This window comes from Paenibacillus sp. GXUN7292 (genome assembly GCF_050864975.1).
In the GTDB taxonomy this organism is placed as follows: Bacteria; Bacillota; Bacilli; order Paenibacillales; family Paenibacillaceae; genus Pristimantibacillus.
The window spans coordinates 146,331-169,904 of record NZ_JBOZWO010000010.1 but is presented as its reverse complement, the minus strand read 5'-3'; the positions used below and the strand labels follow the sequence as shown (position 1 = coordinate 169,904).

At 45.5% G+C, this 23,574-nt stretch carries 25 protein-coding genes; 2 read left to right on the top strand and 23 right to left on the bottom strand.

Annotated elements, in window-relative coordinates; translation table 11 throughout:
- Positions 1-647: 647 nt before the first annotated feature.
- From ACRRU2_RS11300 to ACRRU2_RS11285, 4 genes are all read right to left on the bottom strand, one after another.
- Complete coding sequence (locus ACRRU2_RS11300; RefSeq protein ID WP_432501595.1) at positions 648-2,177, bottom strand: DEAD/DEAH box helicase; 1,530 nt, start codon at positions 2,175-2,177, stop codon at positions 648-650.
- A gap of 24 nt (positions 2,178-2,201) precedes the next feature.
- Positions 2,202-2,975 (bottom strand): SDR family NAD(P)-dependent oxidoreductase, encoded by a 774-nt coding sequence (locus tag ACRRU2_RS11295; RefSeq protein ID WP_331697134.1) that lies wholly within the window; start codon positions 2,973-2,975, stop codon positions 2,202-2,204.
- A 129-nt stretch (positions 2,976-3,104) separates the two neighbouring features.
- Positions 3,105-3,566 (bottom strand): chemotaxis protein CheX, encoded by a 462-nt coding sequence (locus ACRRU2_RS11290; protein WP_331697135.1) that lies wholly within the window; start codon positions 3,564-3,566, stop codon positions 3,105-3,107.
- Positions 3,567-3,714: 148 nt separating this feature from the next.
- Complete coding sequence (locus tag ACRRU2_RS11285; protein WP_331697136.1) at positions 3,715-4,716, bottom strand: HRDC domain-containing protein; 1,002 nt, start codon at positions 4,714-4,716, stop codon at positions 3,715-3,717.
- Between the two features lie 293 nt (positions 4,717-5,009).
- Here ACRRU2_RS11285 and ACRRU2_RS11280 point away from each other — a divergent pair, with 293 nt between their 5' ends.
- Positions 5,010-5,306 carry a DUF3055 domain-containing protein gene (locus ACRRU2_RS11280; RefSeq protein ID WP_331697137.1) on the top strand — a complete coding sequence of 99 codons (297 nt, stop codon included), beginning with the start codon at positions 5,010-5,012 and terminating at the stop codon, positions 5,304-5,306.
- Positions 5,307-5,611: 305 nt separating this feature from the next.
- Here the strand turns inward: ACRRU2_RS11280 and ACRRU2_RS11275 are convergent, their stop codons facing one another.
- From ACRRU2_RS11275 to ACRRU2_RS11260, 4 genes are all read right to left on the bottom strand, one after another.
- Positions 5,612-6,973, bottom strand: a complete 1,362-nt coding sequence (locus tag ACRRU2_RS11275; RefSeq protein ID WP_331697138.1) for a dicarboxylate/amino acid:cation symporter — start codon at positions 6,971-6,973, stop codon at positions 5,612-5,614.
- Between the two features lie 149 nt (positions 6,974-7,122).
- A complete protein-coding gene (locus ACRRU2_RS11270) occupies positions 7,123-7,893 on the bottom strand; it encodes a metallophosphoesterase (RefSeq protein ID WP_331697139.1) in 771 nt (256 codons plus the stop codon).
- A 48-nt stretch (positions 7,894-7,941) separates the two neighbouring features.
- Positions 7,942-8,295: a PqqD family peptide modification chaperone gene (locus tag ACRRU2_RS11265; protein WP_331697140.1), complete on the bottom strand. Its 354-nt coding sequence runs from the start codon at positions 8,293-8,295 to the stop codon at positions 7,942-7,944.
- 121 nt (positions 8,296-8,416) lie between these two features.
- Positions 8,417-9,562: a nucleotidyltransferase family protein gene (locus ACRRU2_RS11260; protein WP_432501590.1), complete on the bottom strand. Its 1,146-nt coding sequence runs from the start codon at positions 9,560-9,562 to the stop codon at positions 8,417-8,419.
- Positions 9,563-9,799: 237 nt separating this feature from the next.
- Between ACRRU2_RS11260 and ACRRU2_RS11255 the strand changes: the two genes are divergently transcribed.
- The gene (locus ACRRU2_RS11255; protein ID WP_331697142.1) at positions 9,800-10,450 is read left to right on the top strand and encodes an acetyltransferase; all 651 of its coding nucleotides are present in this window, start codon (positions 9,800-9,802) and stop codon (positions 10,448-10,450) included.
- Position 10,451: 1 nt separating this feature from the next.
- Here ACRRU2_RS11255 and galU read toward each other — a convergent pair whose 3' ends face one another.
- From galU to ACRRU2_RS11180, 15 genes are all read right to left on the bottom strand, one after another.
- Positions 10,452-11,333, bottom strand: coding sequence for a UTP--glucose-1-phosphate uridylyltransferase GalU (gene galU, locus ACRRU2_RS11250; RefSeq protein WP_432501588.1), 882 nt, complete (start codon positions 11,331-11,333; stop codon positions 10,452-10,454).
- 65 nt (positions 11,334-11,398) lie between these two features.
- Positions 11,399-11,656, bottom strand: a complete 258-nt coding sequence (locus ACRRU2_RS11245; RefSeq protein ID WP_432501586.1) for a hypothetical protein — start codon at positions 11,654-11,656, stop codon at positions 11,399-11,401.
- Between the two features lie 2 nt (positions 11,657-11,658).
- Positions 11,659-12,528 carry a 5'-3' exonuclease gene (locus tag ACRRU2_RS11240; protein ID WP_331697328.1) on the bottom strand — a complete coding sequence of 290 codons (870 nt, stop codon included), beginning with the start codon at positions 12,526-12,528 and terminating at the stop codon, positions 11,659-11,661.
- Between the two features lie 52 nt (positions 12,529-12,580).
- The gene (locus ACRRU2_RS11235; protein ID WP_331697145.1) at positions 12,581-13,807 is read right to left on the bottom strand and encodes an aminotransferase class I/II-fold pyridoxal phosphate-dependent enzyme; all 1,227 of its coding nucleotides are present in this window, start codon (positions 13,805-13,807) and stop codon (positions 12,581-12,583) included.
- Complete coding sequence (locus ACRRU2_RS11230; protein ID WP_432501583.1) at positions 13,804-14,172, bottom strand: arsenate reductase family protein; 369 nt, start codon at positions 14,170-14,172, stop codon at positions 13,804-13,806. The genes ACRRU2_RS11235 and ACRRU2_RS11230 overlap by 4 nt, the downstream gene beginning before the upstream one ends.
- Before the next feature lie 38 nt (positions 14,173-14,210).
- Positions 14,211-15,176: an RluA family pseudouridine synthase gene (locus ACRRU2_RS11225; protein WP_432501581.1), complete on the bottom strand. Its 966-nt coding sequence runs from the start codon at positions 15,174-15,176 to the stop codon at positions 14,211-14,213.
- A complete protein-coding gene (locus ACRRU2_RS11220) occupies positions 15,173-15,748 on the bottom strand; it encodes a cob(I)yrinic acid a,c-diamide adenosyltransferase (protein ID WP_432501579.1) in 576 nt (191 codons plus the stop codon). Before ACRRU2_RS11220 ends, ACRRU2_RS11225 begins: the two co-directional genes overlap by 4 nt.
- 133 nt (positions 15,749-15,881) lie before the next feature.
- Positions 15,882-17,096 (bottom strand): aminotransferase class I/II-fold pyridoxal phosphate-dependent enzyme, encoded by a 1,215-nt coding sequence (locus tag ACRRU2_RS11215; protein WP_331697149.1) that lies wholly within the window; start codon positions 17,094-17,096, stop codon positions 15,882-15,884.
- A gap of 20 nt (positions 17,097-17,116) precedes the next feature.
- The gene (locus tag ACRRU2_RS11210; protein WP_331697150.1) at positions 17,117-17,608 is read right to left on the bottom strand and encodes an Lrp/AsnC family transcriptional regulator; all 492 of its coding nucleotides are present in this window, start codon (positions 17,606-17,608) and stop codon (positions 17,117-17,119) included.
- A gap of 223 nt (positions 17,609-17,831) precedes the next feature.
- The gene (locus tag ACRRU2_RS11205; protein WP_331697151.1) at positions 17,832-18,203 is read right to left on the bottom strand and encodes a spore coat protein; all 372 of its coding nucleotides are present in this window, start codon (positions 18,201-18,203) and stop codon (positions 17,832-17,834) included.
- A 17-nt stretch (positions 18,204-18,220) separates the two neighbouring features.
- Positions 18,221-18,439, bottom strand: coding sequence for a hypothetical protein (locus tag ACRRU2_RS11200; protein ID WP_331697152.1), 219 nt, complete (start codon positions 18,437-18,439; stop codon positions 18,221-18,223).
- A 114-nt stretch (positions 18,440-18,553) separates the two neighbouring features.
- Positions 18,554-19,756 (bottom strand): MFS transporter, encoded by a 1,203-nt coding sequence (locus ACRRU2_RS11195; RefSeq protein WP_331697153.1) that lies wholly within the window; start codon positions 19,754-19,756, stop codon positions 18,554-18,556.
- A gap of 172 nt (positions 19,757-19,928) precedes the next feature.
- Entirely contained in the window at positions 19,929-20,495 is a 567-nt protein-coding gene (locus ACRRU2_RS11190) for a hypothetical protein (RefSeq protein ID WP_331697154.1), read from the bottom strand.
- Between the two features lie 131 nt (positions 20,496-20,626).
- Positions 20,627-21,052 carry a DUF350 domain-containing protein gene (locus ACRRU2_RS11185; protein WP_331697155.1) on the bottom strand — a complete coding sequence of 142 codons (426 nt, stop codon included), beginning with the start codon at positions 21,050-21,052 and terminating at the stop codon, positions 20,627-20,629.
- Between the two features lie 27 nt (positions 21,053-21,079).
- Positions 21,080-23,440 (bottom strand): endonuclease MutS2, encoded by a 2,361-nt coding sequence (locus tag ACRRU2_RS11180; protein WP_331697156.1) that lies wholly within the window; start codon positions 23,438-23,440, stop codon positions 21,080-21,082.
- Positions 23,441-23,574: the final 134 nt, after the last annotated feature.

Here is a 23,574-nt window from a genome sequence, read left to right as displayed (position 1 = left end):
TTAACAAGTAAAATCGACTCTCACGAATGTTCATTCGTTCGCAGGATTTTTAACAAAGAACGCACAGAGGACCGAGTATGGCAACCAAAAGGGCTTTGACCCGTCATGTAAACGCAATCGGTCTCCACGCCTTGGTCAGGTAGAACGAAGGAATGTAAGGGCATAGACCCGTAGAGACATGGGAGGGTGAACCTCCAAGGGACAGGTGGAGAAGTGCAGTAAAGTATGCCTCTAGAAATGCATGAACGTGCGATTTCTGTTCCCGCATGCCCAATTTGTCACCGATCTTCTACAGTCCTTACGTTCTGCCGCCTTATCTGATTTCTACATCATTGAAATCCTGCGAATGAGTGAGCATTCGTGAGAAAAACCCTTAAATACGAGGGACGGTTGCCAGAGAGGCTATTTCGATTATTGTAGCTCATTTGAGATTTTAACGGTTGTCACGAGCGCTATTGTACCCTTTCCCGTGCAAAATCAGTGCTTTTTCGAGAATTAAGCGAAACAGCAACCGTTAGAAAATTTAAAATGCCATTTTTTCACGATTAGCGTTTGTGGCAACCCTTAGAAGTTCATAAATAAAAAAAGCATTGTGCTAGCCGCAGATCATCTCGATCTTGGCAGCCAGCACAATGCTCTTCATTACATTAAGTATTGGATTGGCGCTTTTCCTTCAGCCACTTGGGAGCGCCTTTATTTTTGCCTTCCTTCTTTTTCTTCTCCTTCTGCTGCGCTTTCGTCAGCGGCTTGGGAGCCGATTGCGAGCTAGTCTTATAGCTGCTGTCTGCCCTCTTATCGCCTTTGCTGCTCTTGCTAGATGAAACCGCGGCTTTCCCGGCTCCACTTTTAGCGCCTGCCCGTTTGCTGCTTGCCTCATAATCCGCTGCTGCAGTGCTTCTGCCGTCACGGTTGGAGGCTTGCTCAGCCGGCCTGCTTCTGGCAATTCCGCTACTTTTCTCTGCTGCTTGCGAAGCAGCAGCTTTGCTGGTTCTGTTAGGTGCAGCCGGCTTTCTCATTTCCTCTTGCATTTGCTCCGGTGTAATCAGCCTGCCTTTATACATCACGTATTCCTTCAGATCTATTCCGAGCTGATTGCGGAATTTCTTCATAATAAACAGCTCTTGAGGCATAACAATCGAAATAACTGTTCCCAGGCGGCCCATTCTGCCTGTCCGGCCTGCACGATGCACATAGTGATCAGCGTCGATTGCCGGTTCAAGCTGCAAGACGAGCGGCAAGCTTTCAATATCGAGGCCTCTTGCAGCTACATCTGTCGCCAGCAAGAGATGGCAGCGCCCTTCCCTGAATCTGGCCAAGGTAGCAGAACGCCTTTGTTTATCAGCATCTCCGTACAGCGACTCAACCAAAAAACCCTCGTAACGCAGCTTAGATTCCCAATTTGCAACCTGATCCGTATCATTTAAAAACAAAAGTGCCTGTTTAGGCTTCAGCAAACGAAGCAGCCTTCTGGCTGTATCTGTTTTATCACGGCGCTCGCTGACGATATAAATATTGTCTATCGTTTCTGAAACCCGATGCTCAGGCGCAACGATAATACGCTCCGGCTCTCTCATCCAGCGCTGCTCAAACCTCGCCATCTGATCCGGATAAGTAGCTGAGAAAAAGGCGATTTGACGCTCGCGCCCCATACTGAACAGTACTTCCTCTAAATCCTTCGTAGATCCCAGCTGAAAGACCTGGTCAGCTTCGTCGATAACTACACTTTTCACCTCGCTGAGCTTAAGCTTACGGGCTTTGACCAGCTCGGCAATCCGGCCAGGTGTACCGATAATAAGCTGCGGGCGCAGCTTAAGCTTCTCAATTTGGCGCTTAAGCGCAGCTCCGCCGATTAGCTGCTGCACTTTAATGCCGAGCGGCTCGCCATATGCTTCTGCCACTCTCACAAGCTGCATCGCCAGCTCTTGCGTCGGCGCTAGTATGACGCCTTGAATCGCGCTTGAAGCAGGGTCAATCGCTTGCAGCAGCGGAAGCAGAAAAGCGATTGTTTTACCTGTTCCCGTTTGCGAGCGGGCTGAAACATCCTTGCCGGCAAGCAATACGGGTATCGTAAGCTCCTGCACTTTGGTCGGCGTCACGATTTCAGCTTGCAGCAGGGCATGATTAAGCGGATCGCTTATGCCTAATTGCAGCCAAGTTTTTTCATTGCTAATGCTCATCTTATATTCCTCACTTAATCATCGCTATTTTTGATTGAACAAGCGGCCTGCAAGACGGTCGGCAAGCCTCGGGAATAATCCGTAGATTTTAATTCCAATTGCTGCAAGCAGCGGAAGATCAAGCTCAGCTCTGCCGCTGTTCATAACGGAAACGACGCGGCTTGCCACTTTATCTGTTTTCATCATAAACCATTGTACATTTTTTACATAACTGCCCTCAGGATCCGCCAGTTCAAAAAATTGTGTATCGATCGGGCCGGGATTAATAGCGGATACTTTTATGCCGCCTCCCTTCAGCTCCATGCGCAGCGCATTAGTAAAACCAAGGACAGCATGCTTGGAGGCCGAATACGCCGTTGATTTGGCGGAACCGATCTTGCCCGCCATCGACGCGATATTAATAATATGGCCGCTTCCTTGCAAGCGCATGTAGGGAACTATTATTTTGGTGCATCTGACAATGCCCAAATAATTTGTATCCATCATCTGAGCAAAGCCTTCTACAGGCATGTCCTCAAGTGATAAAAATTGACCATAGCCCGCATTGTTAAGTAATATATCAATTCGGCCATATCTTAGTATAACCGCAGTTACCACCTGCTCAATCTGCTGCATATCCGTTACATCCAGCTGAAAGATAGCATATTCGCCGTCAAGTAAAGCTGCAGCGCGCTCCAGCCGCTCACTGTGACGCCCTGTCAGAATAACGATGGCGCCTTGCCGGGAAGCTTGCAAAGCAACTGCAGCTCCTAATCCGCTGGATGCGCCTGTAATAAATACGACCTTATCCTTTAGCATCTATAATCACCCAAATTACAGTTTACTTGATTATCGCGCAAGATGAAACTACTTCATTGTGTTTTTGCACGGGCTTTCTAAGTTTATCAAAAAAAACAGACTCCAGCGGAGTCCAGGGGAATCTGTTTTTTATGAAGCTATAACGACTTGAATATCAAGGCTGCCGATGCCATCAATAATGAGCGGTATTGTTAAAGCTTTCTTCGCATGAATGCCTGCGCTTAATGCTGATTGCATGACGGTAGGCGGCGTAATATCTACTTGCACACCTTTGTTGTATAGCAGCGTGCTCGCATTTCCGCTAATCATATTCCCTAATTCGGAAATAGCGCTCCTAACCATCTCGTCAATTTCTGAAAGTGCATAACCGCCCATCATGACAGAAACAAGCTGGAGAGCTACCTTATCGCTTAGCCCAAATACAATATCTCCTTGCATCTGTCCATTCAAACCAATTTGAATCCAGGTATAGTTCTCTACAAATTTAATATCCTTTATTGCTAAAGGACCTGCAGATGGCTTTACCTGAACAACCTGTTCAATAACATCCGTAGCAGCCTCAAGAAATGGGTTAATATATTCTGCCTTCATAAAAGAAGTTTCGCTCCTTTTCGACAAAATTCGCCGCGATTCAGTTCTAGTTCTATTATACTTTATACCTTGGTCCTAGTATACTACTTTGTTCATATATATGTTTATTTACTAGTTCTTTACTCACGGGCGAATCCGTCTAAAGCAGCTAGGATATTTTACTTACTGTCTCGCTTCTTCTATATCGCAGCCTTAAAAACCGGATAGCTTCATAGATTTTCTCTTTATTCGTTTGATCAAGCTCGCTCTCTTTCCCGCCATATACCTGCTGCAGCACAGGCTTTAAATATCTGTCCCCTACAGAGGCGATCGCTTCAATAATTGCCTCCTGCTCCTCCTTAGGCACAGTATGCAGCTCCTGCTCGATAAGCGGCTCGACGCTGTAGCCTTCCTCCTCGATTTGCTCAAGACGCACTACAATTTCCCTGCGTGACAAAGACAGCTGCTGCTCCAGCTCATTCATTTTTCCACCGGCATGGATGATTTCCAATATCATTCGTTTCTGCTGCTGTTTGATCAGCTCGGACTTGTATTTTTGCTCCTTCTGCTTGAACTGCCAGCGCTCCAGCTCGCCATAATCAAGCTGCTGCTCCACCCAGTCCAAAGGGAAGCTTAACTGGCGCTCAACCTCTCGTGTAATCGCCAGTATCTCCTCGCCGTAGGCTGTTTGCTTTCCGCGTCCCCAGCCGGGCAGCTGCAGCATTTCCTCCTCAGTATGCGGAACGAAGCAGCTGATCAGGCGGAGCATTCGGTTGTTTGCGATTAAATAAGCTGACTTGCGGTCGGTTACAGCGCGTTTTCGGCGCCAATCCCTGAGCTCTCCGTAGAGCTTCTCATCACTGTGCTGCTCTGCGTAATACTGCAGCATATCATTTGTTTTGCTAGCCGATGGCCGTGCTGCATCCTCCAGCTGGCCTTTAATAACCGGCATATAGCCATCTGCCATTCGGCTTGCTGCGCCGTGACGCAAAGCTGCCAGCATCTCATCCCAGAATACGCCTGCGTACCAGCTTTCAGGCACGGCTTCCGGTTCCCCCAATTCTAGCCACTGTACATGCCAGGTTCCATCCTGCTCGCCGATCGAAAGCTGTGCGCTGCGAAGCAGCTCGCTGCCTTTCTGTTCAAATGTGTTCAAAAAAACAATTCTCATCCTAATCTCTCCTTTGTCGTTCATAATTGTTGCCTGTCATAAAATACGGCCCCAAGCGAACTTGACGCTGCAAACAAAACTAACAGAAGCGGTCCGTTATTACAGGTGTTTTCAAGGCAGCATCCAACAACAAAAAAAAGCACCTCCACTGCAGTTATGCAGTGGAGGTGCTTCCCCCGTATCACTTCTATTAGCTTTGTTGCACTAATCATATCATAGCTTAAGCAGGATCACAAGTATATGACCAGCACTCATTCATGTATAATAAAGTAAAATAGATTGGAGGTTAACCTATGCTTTTATCCGATTATGACTTTATGTCAGATACTACTGAGCAGACTACTACACGTTTTGTAACGTTTATTACCCCTGCGTTAAACCGGTTCGACCTTGCTATTATGACAACAGAACGCTTTTATGGCAAGAAGCTGATTACTAACCTGCAATCTGGCATTACTGCTATTATTGGGCCGGATGATTTGGCTGAGGAAGGTTATTTGGAGCGCGCCTATAAGCTGAATGAGGAAGAAGCAGCTGAACTTAGCCAATTTCTGTACTTAGTAGTAGGTACTGTGAATTTTACAGAGTAAGCTGGGTACACTATAGTTGAAATTTACTAAATAGTGTAGGAGGGGTTTGCTATAGACCGCAACAAAGAAACTGATCGCGATCCTGTCGAAATCGAGAACAGTGTTGAGTCGCAGCTTAGCTCTTATATACCCGAGGAGTTTCCAGAAGGGTCCTATAGCTCAAGCGCTGAGAGCAGCAAGCATTACGCAATGAATAAGCAGCTGCGCAAAGCATTTCCTGAAGTGCAGGACGAGCCTTAATTCATAAACAATTTTGACTAAAGCAGCCCCCTGCCGCAATTTTAAATGGCAGGGGGCTGCTTATACTATACGGCAGCTGGATTTAAATCAAGCTCATCCTCTTCATCTTTATTAAACGATTCGCGATCGAACTCTCCTTCGGAATTTGCAACGAGCAGCGCAGTAACCGTTGTTCCTGTTGCATTCACAGCAGTACGGCCCATATCAATTAACGCTTCCACTGCGACAACGAGCGCAATACCTTCAAGCGGCAAGCCGACAGCTGTCAATACAACCGTTGTTGAAATGGAAGCTGGTCCAGGCACGCCAGCCACTCCGATAGAAGAAATCATGCTTACAAGCACAATAATAATGTAATCCGTAACGCTAAGAGTAACACCATATACCTGAGCAACGAACACGGCTACAATAGCAGGCCATATACCGCCGCAGCCATTAAAGTTCATCGTAGCACCTAGCGGGGCGACGAAGCTTGCAATCTTCGGTGAAACACGCAAGCGCTTCGTAATTACTTCAAGATTAATCGGTAAAGTTGCAAAACTGCTGCGCGTTGTGAACGCAACTGCAATTGTAGGATAAGCCTTGCGGAAAAATTTAAATGGATTTACTTTAGCAACAAACGTTACGAGTCCGCCAAATACGATTATAAAATGAACGATAAGTGCAATATAAGTTACAGCAATCAGCATCGCAAGCGGCTCCATCGTCTCCCAGCCATATCTGGCTGCCATAACTGCAATAAGCGCATATACACCGTACGGAGTAAAGCGAAGTACGAATTTAACAACCTGATGCAAAATATCAGTAGCTGATTGAATGAATGCCTTGAAAGGCTGAACAGCTTCCGGCTTTTTCGCTCCGACCTTGACCGTCGCAACCGCTATAAACAAGGCGAAAATAAGAATGGGAACAACCTTGCCTTGAGCAGCATCATTAATCGGATTTGATGGCACCTGATCTAGAATTACTTTGAAGAAGCTCGGTATTTCTCTAGCTGTAAATTCGCCAGTTGTTGAAACCTCAAAGCCTGCAGACGGGCTAATTATTGCTGCCACTATTAAACCGATAATCGCAGCAACTGCAGTCGTACCAAGAAACCATCCGATCGTTTTAACACTTAACTTTCTTAAAAACGAAATATTCGTAATCGAGATGACACTGTTAATGACTAGAACAAATACTAATGGAATAACAATCATTCGAATCAGATTAATATAAATGGAGCCAATTGTCCCTACACCTTCCGTGTCGAGCTTGAAAATGTTAAATAAAATACCTGCTCCTAATCCAAACCCTAAAGCAAGCAACACGCGCGTGCCGAAGCCCACCCTTTTCTTTGCCATGAAATGCAATACGCCAATGAGCACTAATGTGACGAGCAAAGAAATCCAATTTGATTCTAACGCTGATAACAGGTTATTATCCATCGTGTCTCAAACCCTCCATTAATTATAATATAAAAACAATAATTCACATCTTTTTACTTGGATATAAAAATAATAACGACTTCAGACCTAATTGTCAATCGTTATTTTTATTATCGTTATATGCTTGTTTTGTTTTAAATATGCCAATTTTACAAATAGTGCAATGTTATTTCGCTGCGAACGCCGACTCTTGCATTTATTCCTGCTTGTCCAAGCCCTTTGGATATATAGTAGGCCCCCTGCTTCGAACGGTGCAAACCTTTGTAAATACCTGACGCTGCCAATTTCCCTTTAGGTTTAATCGAAAAGAGAAACGGAATATTAAATTGTTTGCCGTGAAAATGGCCTGCCATCAAATATTGATACGGGCGATCGATTGCAAGCACGGCATTAGGATCATGCGTCATTACAACAATCGGCTTTTCCTGTAGCGGCACTTCAGCAAATGCAGCAGGGATATCGCTGTGCTTGGAGCAGTAGTCATCAATGCCTACCAAATAGAATGAGCCCAGATCGACAGATTGATTGCGCAGCACATGTATGTGGTGAAGCGATAGTATAGTTAAAAGCGGCTGCAGGTCGGGCAGACGATAATCGTGATTGCCAAGCACAGCATAGGCCGGAACTTGACATGCTGCAATTTCTTCCAAATATTGATCAAGCAGCGGCAAGGATCGAACATCGCTGGTAAAATCCCCTGTCAGCAAAATATAGTCCGGTTTGCTTGAGGCAATAATCGCCTTCAATTGGGCTGCAGGTATACGGAGCTTATCAACATGGACATCGCTTATTTGCATAATCATGCTGTTAAGCCCAATCCGATTTTCAATTTTCTCTACTTTAAGCCACTTTGTAGGCAAAATAAATAGGACATATATAAAAACCGCCAAGAAGGCGGCTGCAATAAGAAATATATACAAAGCTGGTCCTTCCCCCTCGCAAATACGAATAAGTCAAGAGTATCACAACTAATAGTACGTAAACAATTGATACAGTATAAGTTTTTCACGTGACAAAAACATAATAAAGTTTATAACGATCAGCTCACAAGCCGCTCGCTCCCAATCATATCTTTGGCATAATTGTTCTATTAATTGCCCAATCGCTACTGGCTTGTCAATCGCCTGCCAAATCCGGCTTCCAATTATGCTGAAGCTGTAGCTCCGCTGGTTGTCTACATCAACCAACACGATAAACTCACCTTTAGTATTAGTAATTAAATTATCCTTAACAGAAATAATGAGCTGCATTGGTAAAAGGTCCGGCAAAGGGATATGCTTATCTAATCGTTCTGCATGCGCTGGCGTTATTTGCGTTCTCATAAGCCCTCCACCTTCATTCTTCGCTCATCATCATCTATAATTCTACATGATTTACTTCATCTCGTGCCATATCATCGTATATTTGCAAAAACGGTCTTAATTGTCGAATCGTTGCAAACTGTTATTTTTTTTGCCTGCAACTGCTTGTCCGGTAAAAAAGTTTGTATATATTTGAAAATAAAACGATTCGAGACGGGCTTGACTCATTCAATATTTGCTCGGTAGAAGGCTGTAAAAAGCTCAATAAACCATAGCATTTATGTCGAAAAGTAAGAACGGATTGAATACGGCTGTTTGGGGACTGATGCGTAGTATCTAGTGTAAGCTGGTTAAGCATGTCATGCGCAAGCCAGTTTGCTTTGCTAGAATGTATAATAAGTTTAATATCTTCATGAGGCGGGATAGAAATAAGCTGCGCCAAAAAAATGATGGTGGCTCCTCCGGCATTGCAAAGCCTGTATTTGCGCAGCAATTCAATAAGCAAAGGCCAATTAATAGATTGGTGCAGCAGTTTTTTCATATCGACAAGCATGCTGGCAATCGTCCAGTTATGTATAATGCCATTAAGCATAATATAAATGAATAAATCTTCGCGGCTCAAGGCTGCAGAAAACCAGCCCTCGCTTCCCCCGCTCCTTCTGCGCTGCCACAGCTGCTCAAAGCCGTATTCACGAATCGGCAAAGGACTCAATCTCCATTGAATAATAACAATCTGCTGCAGCTGCGGGTGAAAATAAGCGAGTCTGTACGACCTGAGCTGGCGGGAGCTCGCTGTTTTGGGCAGCTCAAGCTGTTCGTATCCGAGCTGCATTAATATGTTATTTACTTGAAGCAGATGCTCCTTTTCCACTAAATAGACGAGCTGGCTGGAGGTTTGAAAAAAAATATCAGATTGCCAGTCCTTAACGACAACCGGACCTTGCAAATAGACGCTCCTTATTTGCAGCTTTGCGAAGCCAGCGTTTATTCTGACCTGCTCCTTTTTGCGCTTACTGGCAGCTGCTAAAAACTGCTTATATTTCTGCTCAATTAATGCGAACAAAGCATCAGACACTAACTTAGGCTTCATCGAGTTCATAATATGATACAAATAAGGAACCAAATCATGCTGCTCTACAAGCTCCGCCAATGAGCTGTAATCTACCTGCTGCAGCAATTCATAATATTCGCAATCAAACTCCGAGTGAATGCTAGTTTCAATCCAGGCAAGCAGCAGTTGCATTTCGGCAGACATATGTTTTTTCGTTAATGTAATAATATTGTTCATATAACTCCCCTCGCTTCAGCTAGCAAATAACGAACCAGAATGAATCGACTTCGCTTTCCTTATTCTGAACAAGGCTTGATTAAGCTTCTAGGAGTATGGCATGCAGCTTTTTGTCGTTCTATATAAAGAACACATCATCAGATTATCAAAACCGCTATAATATGTCAATTAACAGATCAGCTATGTTAATATAGCTGTAGAATACTATAATTAGCAGCGCATTGAAAGGAGCTTTTTATGCAGAGTATTGTCATTATTGGAGCTGGCGGCCATGCTAAAGCTGTTATTCATACGATAGAAAGAGAAGGGAAGTATCATATAGCAGGCTTGCTAGATGCTAATAAGGAGCCCGGCTCGCTCGTGTATGGCTATGCCATATTAGGAGATGACACCTGGCTTGAGCAAAATGCTATTCGTGCCGGAATAATCGCTATCGGAGATAATGCTGTACGGGCTGCAGTAAGCGCAGACCTTAAATCCGATTACCCCGATTTCCAATTCATTACGGCGATCGACCCTGCCGCAATTATAGCAAGAGGCGCCGAAATCGGCGCAGGAACTGTCGTCATGGCAGGCGCCATCATCGGAAGCGATGCTGTCGTCGGGGAGCATTGTATCTTTTATGGCCATACGTGCGTAGAGCATGATTCCGTATTGGAATCTTTCGTCAGTCTCGCTCCAAAAGCCACGGCAGGTGGACAGGTACGTATAGGCGCTTGTACCGCAATTGGAATAGGCGCAACCATTATACATATGGCTACGATCGGAGAGCACACGGTTATTGGCGCCGGCGCAACTGTCGTCCGCTCCATTCCAGCATTATGTGTAGCCTATGGCACACCGGCAAGCGCCAAGCGAAGCCGGAGTGCAGGCGATAAATATTTATAGCTTACAAGCGCGCAGCCTCTTTCTCTACTATTTGCTGCAAATATGCGAGCAGCTCGGATCGAAGCTCAGGACGCTGCATTGCAAAATCAATTGTCGTTCGAATAAAGCCCAGCTTTTCTCCAACGTCATAGCGCTGGCCCTCGAACTCATATGCGAATACCGATTCTGTCGCATTTAGTGCTGCTATAGCATCCGTAAGCTGAATTTCACCGCCTGAGCCAGGCGGTTGATTTTCCAATATAGCGAATATTTCTGGCGTAAGAATATAACGACCCATTATCGCAATTTGTGAAGGAGCGGCTTCATAGCTCGGCTTCTCCACTAAATGGTGGACAAGATGAATGCGATTGTCCAGCATGGAGCCATCAATGATGCCATATCGCGATACTTCATGAGGCGCAACCTGCTGCACGCCAATGATAGATGAGTGCCGCATTTCAAATTGCTCGATCATTTGCTTTAAGCAAGGCTTTTCAGCAGCTATAATATCATCGCCCAGCAGTACTGCAAAGGGCTCATTGCCAATAAATTTGCGGGCGCACCAAATAGCGTGACCGAGTCCGCGCGGCTCCTTTTGGCGGATATAATGAATATCAACCATCTCTGAGGATTTGCGCACCTCCTGCAAAAGCTCAAACTTATTGGCTTGCTCCAGCTTATTTTCCAGCTCCCAATAGTTGTCAAAATGGTCCTCAATTGCCCGTTTGCCTTTGCCAGTCACAATAATAATATCTTCAATTCCTGATTCAATCGCCTCTTCTACAATGTATTGAATGGTTGGCTTATCAACGATAGGCAGCATTTCCTTAGGCATTGCTTTTGTTGCAGGCAAAAACCTTGTGCCTAAGCCTGCAGCAGGAATAATGGCCTTTCTTACCTTCATTCTTCTTTCACTCTCCCTTTTCAATACAGGTGCGATGACAGCATTATAACTAATATTGGATTGTATTACCATGATATATTTTTAATACTTCTCCGCTTTAAATGATAAGTAAAAGTGACTAATCCAATACTATTGACGGCTTGGTCGCCAATGCCTCCTTCCTTGCGCTTCTCCAGGAGCGTTTTGCTCCGCTGCAATCTATTCATATGCTGCAACAGCTCGTCAAAGAATCTAACAGGCTCTGCATTGCTGTTGCAGAATAGAAGAAGACCGCCGACCGCCTTCATATGAATACGCAGGCAGGAGAGACGATCTTCTTTCACTTTTACCCTATCAGCTTCAATAAGCTGTTAAATTCAAGCTCTTCAAATTTACTTTCCACATTCGCGCGATTATAGGACCAAACGCATTCCTCCAGCTGAATGGCAACCGGCACCTCGCAGCAAATCGTTGCCAGTTCTCTGGAAAGATGCAGCATGTCTAAATCAGCTTCTATCTTCTTGCGGACCGAAGCTGACAGCTGCTCCAAATTAACAAGCAGCTGGTCGATAGAGCCATGCTCCTGCACAAGCTTGATAGCTGTTTTTTCGCCAATACCGCGAACACCAGGGTAATTATCGCTTGAATCACCCATCAAGCCCTTTACGTCTATAATTTGCGCGGCTGACAGCTGTCTTTCCTCCAATAAGGATTGAGGTGTATAAACCTGATAATTGCCAATGCCCTTCTTCATAATAGCGATTGAAACATGATCGTCCACCAGCTGCAGCAAGTCGTGATCGCCTGTAACGGCGATTACTTCAGCATGCCCTTTAAATGCCGCCGCAAGCGTGCCGATGCAATCGTCGGCCTCATAATTGTCTACGCCTATATTAGGCACATTGAAGCTGGAAACCACTTCTTTAACGAGATCAAATTGCGGTATCAAATCCTCTGGTGCGGAGGGACGGTTAGCTTTATAGCCGTCAAATTGCGTCGTTCGAAACGTCGTGCTTCCCATATCCCAGCAGCATACAACATGGGTAGGCTGAAACGTTTCTACAGCATTAATAAAATACCGGACAAAGCCATGTACCGCGTTAACGGGCACACCGGCACTCGTCCTGCGAATATGTCCTGTAAAGGATGTTGCAAAATAAGCACGGAACAATATGGCCATTCCATCAATTAACAGTAGTCTATCCTTTTTCTCCAATTCTGGCTCATCTCCCTTACAATCATTATAACGTAAAATATGCTTTGCAGGGCTAGCAGCTTTCTCCCCGAATAAACTTGCCGATTCGGCTTGCAGCTTCCAGCAGCTTTTCTTCACTTTCGACGAGCGCTATACGAACATAGCCTTCGCCTGCAGATCCAAAAGCCGCTCCAGGAATAACCACAACACCCGTTCGCTTAATCATTTCCTGCGTAATAGTTCTTGAGTCCCAGTCGCCTTCAATTTCCCATTGCATTTCAGGCAGCGGCGCCCATACAAACATCGTTGCTTTCGGCTTCTCCATATACCAGCCTTCAGCACGAAGCGCTTCAATAAAAATATCACGCCTTCTCTCATACAGCAAACCGGCCTTCTGCCAGTTTTCATCTGCCATCGCTTCCTGCAGCGCTGCAACAGCCGCCTCCTGAACAGGATCAAATACGCCGTAATCAATATTCGCTTTAAGCTCTCGCAAAGCGCTTACTGCCTCTGTGTTGCCAGCTAAAAAGCCGATTCGGCAGCCAGCCATATTGAAGCTTTTGGACATGGAATGGAATTCAACCGCCTGCTCGCATGCTCCTTCCACCTGCAAAATGCTGGGCGGATTATAACCGTCAAAGCCCATTTCAGAATAGGCAAGATCATGTACTACAAGAACGTTATACTGCTTCGCTTTTTGCAGCAGCCGCTCAAAAAAAGCAAGATTAGCTACAGCAGATAACGGGTTATTCGGATAATTTAGCAAAATAAATTTAGCCCGTTTCCAATCCTGCTCAGGTATGCTATCCAAATCCGGCAAATAATCGTTTTCCTTGCGCAAGGGCATTAGTATGGCCTCTACCCCAGCCAATGCGAGCGAGGCCGCATAAATCGGATAGCCGGGATCAGGCAGCAGCGCAGCATCTCCGGAATCGCATATAGCCATCGCCAAATGTGCAAGTCCATCCTGCGAGCCCAGTAAAGTAACGAGCTCCTGCTCTGGATCTATCGTCACATCAAAGCGGTGCTTCATCCAATCCGCCGCAGCTTGACGGAAAGGCATGCCGCTTTTTATAACAGGATAGGCGTAGCTGTCCTCTCTCAGTGCAGCGTTGCTCAGTACTTGGCGCACATGGCTCGTTGGCGGCTGGTCAGGACTGCCTATGCCCAAATCTATCATGTCCTTGCCATTTGCTGCAGCTGCACGCTTCCAGTCTGCAACTTCAGCAAAAATAGATGAGCCTAGCTGTGAAAGCCGATTCGATCTCCAGCTTTTTTCCTTACCCCATTGTTTGCTCATTTCGCTCCCCAAACCTGTTCATAATTTTCTTCTTTATAGCCGACTGTAACTTTAGTCCCATCCGTCACAATCGGTCTCTTAAGCAGCATGCCGTGCTGTGAAAGCAGCTCCAGCTTCTCCTCCTCGCTCATTAACGGCAGCTTGTCCTTTAAACCAAGCTCCCGATACACCTCGCCGGATGTATTAAACCACTTTTTCATATCAAGACCGCTTAACGCAATAAGCTCCTTTAGCTCTGAAGCTGTAGGCGTCTGTTCCACAATATGGCGGGAAGCAACCTCATTTCCTTTGGCCTCCAGCGATTTCACAGCAGCACGGCATGTGCTGCACTTTGGATACTGTATAATGGTTACTTTACCAGACATCAATAGCTCCACTCCATTTCTTAACTTGCATTTCTATATCAACGTTTTCTATTCGTTACATTAAGTAGCTTTTCAAGCTGTGCCAGCTCTGTCGGCAATGGCGCTGTCCACTCCATATACTGCTTCGTAATCGGATGAGTAAAGCCCAGCTGCTCAGCATGCAGCGATTGCCTCCCCGCCGTTTCCTCCCATAGCCGATTGCCGGCCTCCATGAGTCCGTACAGCTTATCGCCGATTAATGGACAGCCAATATGCTTCATATGCACACGAATTTGATGAGTTCGGCCTGTTTCCAGCTTTAGGCGGACAGAGGAGGCTAGGGAACACCCGTCAGTGTATACAGCCGACACCTGATAATGAGTAACTGACGGATAGCCTTTCCCTGGCGGCGTTACGACGCGAAGATGCGGGTTGATCTGATCTCGGTCAATTGGCGCCTCGATTGTGCCAAGCCTGCTGGCCGGCTCGCCATATACAAAGGCCCGATATTGCTTATTCACCAATCCTGCTTGCAATTGTTCAGAAAGCTGCTGATGAACGTATGAGGTTTTCGCGATTGCAACCACTCCCGACGTTTCCTCATCAAGCCGATGGATCGGACGAAAACGCACCTTTTCCCCTCTCTGCTGCCAATGATAGACGACCCCATTGGCAAGTGTTCCGGTATAATGACCATGGGTAGGATGGACAATAATACCTGCGGGCTTGTTAATAATAAGCAAATCGTCATCCTCGAATAATATTTCCAAAGACATTGGCTGCGGGAGTATGTCATCCGACTCTTCCCTCAGCATTCTTAACTTGATAATGTCCCCTTCCGCAACTAGCGCTGTCGTATATACACGCTGTTCGTTAACGGTTAGTCCATGCTCGGTGAGCTTTACCTGTGATAATAGCTTTCGCGAAACGCCCAGCCTGCGCTCCAATACCGTTCGTACCTGCTTGCCTGCATCTTCCTTGCCGACTTCTGCAACTAAAGGCTTGTAATAAAACTGATCTATCATTTATTCTTCTTCAGCCTGAACACATCGGCGCTCCGTTCATACGCGATATCCTCTTCACCAAGCCTTGCATTGGCAATTCTCGCTGCTGCAAAGAAAAAATCAGATAGACGGTTTAAATATTTGATAACGTCTGCGGACACCCCATGCTCGGCGGCAGCCGTTACGGCGCGGCGCTCTGCCCTGCGGCACACTGTTCTGCAAATATGAAGCTGGGAGGATGGCACACTTCCTCCAGGCAAAATAAATTTTGTAATCTCTGAAGCTTCATCAGTAAGCTGATCTATCCATAGCTCCAATCTGTCAACCGATTCAGCTGCTAGCTTGGAAGGAGCGCCTTCTACTGCATAGGCAAGATCTGTTCCGCAATCAAACAGCTCGTGCTGAACGACAAGCAGCATACCTGCAAGATCCTGCAAAGAGTCATGCTGCTTCAGCAGTGCATGGGCTTGTCCTGTAAAGCTGTTCAGCTCATCAATTGTGCCATATGCCTCGACTCTGCTGTCATCCTTGCGGGTTCTGCCGCCAATTAATGAGGTTTGCCCTTTGTCTCCGCCTTTCGTATAAAGCTTCATGGATGTCCTTCCTTCCTGAAAACTTATTCATTTCCTATGTTAAATGAGTCAAGATTGACTTCAAGCACGAACAATTGCTGTTAAACAAACAGCAGGCCGGATGTATAGTCCGAACCTGCTGCTTCGACTTGAACTAGCCTTGCTTTAATTTATGCACAAATGAACCGATACGATCCAACGCCTCTACCAGCTGATTGACAGAGGTTGCATATGAGCAGCGTAAATGCCCTTCGCCGCCTAGGCCAAAAACATTGCCCGGTACTGTAGCTACGTTGGCATCCTCTAGCAGACGCTGAGCAAATTGCTCGCTATCGAGTCCGGTTGAAGCGATAGAAGGAAAAGCATAGAAGGCTCCTTCCGGCTCATGGCACTCAAGACCGATTTCACGGAAGCCGTTAACGACCAGCCTTCTTCTTTGATTATAGGACTCCATCATGCGGTCCTTTTCTTCCATTCCGTTTCTTAGTGCTTCAAGCGCAGCATACTGCCCAATAATCGGGGCGCACATTACGGTATATTGGTGAATTTTGAGCATCGCTGCAATAATATCCGGATGACCGCAAGTATATCCCATGCGCCAGCCTGTCATAGCAAAAGCTTTTGAAAATCCGCTGACTAGTATTGTACGATCCTTCATGCCAGGCATTGCAGCAAAGCTTACATGCTTTATGCCATAAGTCAGCTCTGCATAAATTTCATCGGAAATAACGATTAGGTCGTTCTCTTCGACAATTTTAGCAATCGGCAACCAATCCTCATATGTCATAATGCCGCCTGTCGGATTGCTAGGATAACTTAATATAAGTATTTTGGAGCGAGGTGTGATCGCAGCCTGCAGCTGTTCTGCCTTCAGCTTGAAATTGTCTTCTGCAAATGTCTCAATACCGACAGCTTTGCCACCGCTTAGAGAAGTAATCGGTGAGTATGAAATATAGCTGGGCTCAGGAATAAGAATTTCATCCCCCGGCTGAATCAGCGCGCGCAGTGCGAGATCAATCGCCTCGCTTCCGCCGATTGTAACGATCATCTCGTTGGCAGGATTGTATTCCAATTGAAAAGCATCGTTCAAATATTGGCCGATCTGCTCTCTTAGCTCCGGCATGCCCGCATTGGATGTATATTGCGTTTTTCCCTTTTCCAGCGCATAAACAGCTGCCTCGCGCACATTCCAGGGCGTTACGAAATCAGGCTCTCCAACGCCTAGCGTAATGACATCCTTACGTGTGCTCACCAAATCGAAAAAGCGCCGAATGCCGGATGGCTTCATATCTCTTACCAGCGGAGACAAATAGTCAGCCATCGAATTACGCTGTCTCGTTGAGAGCAATTGTTGCGTCTCATTGTTCATCTTCACCATCATCCTTTATTTTACGGCGATACCATTAAGCGCTGGTCACCTTCACGCTCTTCGAAAATGATGCCGTCCTGTTTATATTTTTTTAATATGAAAAATGTTTTGGTCGATAATACTGCTTCAAGCGGCGAAAGCTTATTGGATACGAAAGAAGCTACTTCTTTCAAGCTTTTTCCTTCTACTTCGACAAGCAGATCATAGGCCCCCGACATTAAATAAACGGATTTCACTTCAGGATATAAATAAATGCGTTCCGCAATGCCTTCAAAGCCGCGGCCGCGCTCAGGCGTAATTTGCACTTCGATTAGAGCAGTAACCTTATCATCATCAACCTTGCTCCAATTTACAACTGTCGCATATTTCACAATAATATGATCGCTTTCCAAGGCGGCTATCGCTTCCTTCACGGCTTCGGCCGTCTCGCCTAACATCGTCGCTATAAGCTCAGCGTCCCTACGGGCATCTTCTTTCAACAGCTCTAATACTTTTAACTGTAATTCGTTCATTCTAAAACTCCTTCCAGCTCGCCAATGGTTATAAAGGATATTTTACAATGAATCTGTATTTCCTGCAAAGATTATTACTGAATCATTCCAATTAGCGATTAATTATTTTGGCATTTGCTCGTAATATATGCAGGATTGAGCTAAATGCCTCCTAAATGCTTCATTTTTCATTAAAAAAAGCTATCCGGTGGCGGATAGCCTTTTTCATCATTCCTTGCTTTTTTTATTGCATGTAATTCGTTTGTGTTTGAGCTCCATTATTTTGCATCATAGCTCCGCTTGCTTGGTTCAAATGCTGCGTAATCCAATTATTCGTATTTTGCTGCGTTGTCTTGTAGGATTGAATTTGCTTATCCACCTCTTGCTTAAGAGCAGATGCGGGAGCAGCATACATATTCAGATTGGACATCGTTGTGTACAACTGGCCTTGCATCGTTAATGTGCTGTTAAGCATATCCGTAAACAATTGACGAATTACAGGACAATTCGATTCTGTTGCTGCGGTAGCATATTCACGCACTACCCGTTTCAAATCGGATAATACCGCTGATGCCAAGTCTTCCTCAGAAAGTATAGATACTGAACCCTGGTTCATTTATTTTATCCTCCTTGTTATTGTGGTTGGGCAGGCGCCATTTGCTGATGCTGCTCCAGGCACTGCAGCAGCTTGCTGTAATGATCCTGATGAGTTTGCACCATTTGCTGGCATAAGCTTTTAAGCTCTTGTTGAGTTGTGGCATTTACAATGCTTGTGCATTGCTTCATTAATAAATCTTCATTACTCATGCAATCGATAACATATTCCAATTCTTTTGATGTGATCGCGTTCACAGTCATTTCCTCCTCAGCTTTATTGAAAACATACGGAACTACCTTTGTATTATGTTCTATGCCGTTTTATTTATGTGGAATTAATCCATCCAATTCAAAACACTTGATGTTCACTTATACTTTCTTATATTTAAAAAAATATCGCATTATCCACCAGCTAATTATAGGAACAGCGCCAACTGCGAACAACAGCCACGTAATCGCTGTTGCTGAATCATTAATTGCCATTACTGCGAAATAAGCTGCCAGGCCAGTAACTCTTCCAATCATAAGCGCTGCTTCGCGGAGTACGACATATTCTTCCCTTTCCTGTACACTTTTTTCATTTTGCCCAATCATATCAAATACTTTAGACGTCATCGGGATGGAATACAATGGCATGAACAGCGATACTCCGATGCCAAATATAAGCAAGCGATTAAATGAAAGCTCCCAAAACAACGGAATAATAACGACAGTAGTCATTACTGCGCCAATAAACATTGCAGTACTGCGATACTTCTCCTTCATCCATCTGCCTGCTGCCCAAAAGCTGATAAAAGCGACAAATGAGGTAACGAGCGCATAAAAACCGACCTTGCTTTCATCAGATGTTGCCGTATACACCGTCAAGCCTACCAGAAACATGAATACACCTTCGCGGACGCCTTGGGCAGCAATAGCCGGAAACAATCTTCTCCAGTCATTTCCTTTTTGCTTTAGCTGCTGCCACCCATGCGTCCAATTATAAACACCTTTAGGCGGTCTTTTTTCGAGCCAAAAGCTCAAAATTGCACCTGCAATAAAAATAATAAGTGATACCGTAAATATAAATCGGTACCCCGCTTCTCCCTTTAGCGTCGTAATCAAAAAACCGGACAGCCAGGGAGCGATGATGCCAGCGCCTGATCCTAATAGTCCAGCCCAGCCATTATAACGATCCCGGTTTTCCGGTGATGTAATTTCAAAATATATAACATTAAATGCAAGCCAAAAAAAACCTAGCGCGATACCCTGCAAAGTGCCCAGCACAAAAATATAGTGCACAGCTTGATCGCCAAGCCACAATACGACACAATAAAATACACCGCATAACGCCATGCCAAGCCGCAGCACATTCATTTTGTTTTTTTGCTTCACCCATTTGCCCGCGATCCAAAAAGTAAAGCCGCCGCAAATATATTGCAGCAGCGTAAAAAAACCTATTACCATATAGGATTCGCTGGATTTCCACAAGTAAACGGGGATAAAGGTGCCTGATAGAGCGGTAGCAGTGACAAACATTGCTTGTACAGCTAACAACAGTATAGATTGTTTATCGAGTATTTTATTAGCCAAAACGCTTCCTCCTGACCAAGGATAAACGGCATCTCGCCCTAGAGAAGCAGGCACGTTTACCAATGAACTATAAGAACTGGTATTAGGAGACAACCTATACGTTCTTATATTTGAAAAATACGTTTTGTACTATTCCCTAAACGTCAAGGCACCATTCGACAAATTCTACACTTTAAAGATTTTCTGCAGAAAGCTTTTGAATCAATTTCAGTCTTTCTTCGGCTGCCAGCTGAGAAGACGTATGGAAGCAAGAAGGACATACATACCATATAATTTTGAATGGACTGCCTAATACACTGTCCTTTAATACAGGTGAAACAGTCGGCTCATAATCAGCACCGCCGCCAATTGACTGCCTGCCCGCTTCAATCATATATTCACGGCAGTGCGGACATTCGGGAACATCCTCCTGCTCATCGACAACGCGCTGAACGTTATGATCCATAGCAAGCGAATGACGATTGCCGCTTCTGAATCCATTATCCGACGTCCACTCATTTGCGCTGCTTGTAGACAACTCATCCTCATCCCATAAATCTTCATCTGTGAGCTGCTGCTGTTTTTTAGCTTCTTCTTCCTCATGCTCCAGATCATTGTCATCGTCTGGTTCATCTGTTAACGGCATTGTGCGGTAGTTGCCGAGCTCATTATCGCAATGCGGGCAAAAATCTTCCGGGCCCAATTCCTCATCCCAAATAATTTCTGATGAGCACCAGGGGCAAATTGTTTGTTCTTCCATATGTAATTTCCCTTTCTAGTCGATTAATTGTTCATTAAATAAATAATTCCGAATACAAAAAATAAAATAGCTACAATTAACAAGGTTACCCATAAATATTTCATAATAGCCTCCTGGATGCAAGCCAAATATTAATTGACAGTTGCCCCAATAACAAATGATATTGAAACTGAAATTATCATCGCTATAAAACCTACAGCGCGGTTATCCTTGGCAATTTCCTCATCAATATGGAAAAAAGGCATCAGAAATTCAAATAAAAAATAAGCGAGCAACAGGATGACAAACCCAAACGCAGCCCAAATAAGGCTTACATAAATAGAGTCATTCGCCGCAATCGAGAAGCGGAAAATGTTGCAGACTCCGAACATTTTCCCTCCTGTTGCCATCGCTACCGCCAAGTTCCCTTTTTTGATCTCAGCCCAGCATTTGTATTTGGTTACCATCTCAAAACAAGCAAGAAACACAATGACCGCAAGAACCGTTACGGACACGTAAAGAAAAGAAGAAGCATACTGATTGTTCAACAGCTTATCAATGATCCCGCTTCTATCCATCTAAAGTCCTCCATTTCAGCAAGCTGTTTATTTCAGCTCGACAACTGTAACGCCGACGCCACCTTCGTTAAAGGCTCCATTGCGGTAGCTTTTAACGTGGCTATGCCTGCGCAAATATTGCTGGATGCCGGTGCGCAGTACGCCTGTGCCTTTCCCATGAATAAGATGCACCAGGCCCAAACCTGACAAAAAGGCTTCATCGAGAAATCTGTCTACTTCCATAATTGCTTCTTCCAAATTTTCACCGCGCAAATCCAGCTCCAGCTTAACATCGTCATCCTTCGTACGCTTCAAGCTGGCAGCCTGCTTCTGCGGCTGCTTGACCGGCGCTGACTGCAGCAGCTCCAAATCGGCAATAGCTACCTTCATTCTCATAATCCCAAGCTGAACTGTCGCTTCGTTGCCATGAAGCTCAACAACAGAACCTTTTTGGTTCAGGCTGATCACCTTCACATCATCCCCTGCTTGAATGGCCGCCGATTTTTTATGGCCGCTTGGCTTGGCGGACAACGCATTAATTGTCGCCGGCTCAGCCTCATCCAGCTTTCGCTTCGCTTCGATCAGCTTGTGCTCTTTGACGGAAGCGCCTTCCTCAAGTGCAAGTTGACGAAGCTCGGCAATAATTTGCTCGGACTCTCGCCTTGCCTTTTTAACGATTTGTGCCGCTTCCTCCTGTGCCTTGACGAGCAGTTTTTCCTTTTGCTCCTCAAAGCGCCTTTTATCCTCTTCATGTTTTGAGCGAAGCTGCTGCACCTCCTGACGCAGCGCCTCTGCCTCGATGCGTTCATGCTCAGCTGTAATCCGGTTTTGCTCCAGAGAGGCAATCATTGATTCTACCCTCATATCCTCCTCGCTGACTTCACCGCGGGCACGATTAATAATATCATGCTGCAAGCCCAAGCGCTCTGCAATTGCAAATGCGTTGCTTCGGCCGGGGACACCAACGAGCAACCGATAGGTCGGGCTTAAGGAAGCGAGGTCAAATTCCATACTGGCATTAATAACGCCTTTGCGATTATAGGCATAAGCTTTAAGCTCGCTATAATGGGTCGTTGCAATAATGCGGCATTCCTTGGCATGAATATGCTCCAGTATAGCAATAGCTAGCGCAGACCCTTCAGCCGGATCTGTTCCTGCTCCAAGCTCATCGACTAGCACGAGGCTTTTGGACGTCATTTGATTCAAGATCCGGATAATATTAGTCATATGGCTGGAAAAGGTGCTCAAGCTTTGTTCTATACTCTGCTCATCGCCGATATCTGCATAAATCGCATCAAACACACATAATTGGCTGCCTTCCTCGGCTGGCACGAATAAGCCCGACATCGCCATTAAGCTGAGCAGTCCGACTGTTTTTAAAGTAACGGTTTTACCGCCAGTATTCGGACCGGTGACGACGATTGTAGAAAAGGAATTGCCAAGCTCTATATCAAGCGGCACAACCTTATGGATATCAATTAACGGATGACGTCCGCGGCGCAGCTTAATAAAGCCTCTGTCGTTCATTCGCGGCTGAATAGCTTTCATACGATGTGCAAGCGCTGCCTTTGCAAAAGCAAAATCAAGCTGTGCCAGCAGCTGCATATCAATGAGCAAATCCTCTTCGCATTCTGCTGCCTGCGCTGTCAGCATTTGCAATATTTTTTCAATCTCGCGTTCTTCGTTTGCCTTGAGCTCGCGCAGCCTGTTATTCATCGCTACAATAGCTTCCGGCTCAATAAACAGCGTGGCGCCCGATCCTGACTGATCGTGAACGATTCCGCCAAAGCTGGACCGGTATTCCTGCTTGACCGGAATAACAAAGCGATTGTTGCGCAGCGTTATAATTGCATCCTGCAGCATCTTCTGAACAGACGTGGAGCGAATCATCGATTCCAGCTTTTCTCTAATGCGGCCTTCGCCGGCTCTTAACTCACGCCGTATTGCTGCCAGCGCAGGACTGGCAGAATCCATTACCTCTGCTTGCTCGTCTATACAAGCATATATTGCATCCTCAAGCTGCTTGTTTTCACTAATCTGCTCCGCCAGGCCGTTTAACAATGGCAGCGGATGATCAGCATTTATATTTATAATATGACGCTTCACACGTCTTCCGCCGCGCGAGGTGTCGGCAATTTCAAGCAGCTCTGCTGCTGACAGCATTCCGCCAATCCTTGCTCTATGCAAGGATGCTTCTATATTTGTTATGCCTCCAAAAGGAGCACTGCCCTTCAAGCGGTCAGCCGCATAGGCTTCATCGGTAGCTTGCAGCATTCGCTTTACATCCTCGAGCGAGGACGAAGGCGCCAGATGCTGCACAAGCTGTTTGCCTAATATAGTCGCGGCATGCGCTTCTAATCGATTGATGATTTTGGGGTACTCCATCGTTGACAATATTTTTGAATCCACTAAAAAAACACTCCCCTCGTCTTTTATTATAGCCGATCAATCACGCTGATGCACGACATCTCATAAAGCAAGAAGAAAAACATAATGATTGTCCTGTTCTTAAAGCTGTAATTTTTCAGCGGCCTACATATTAT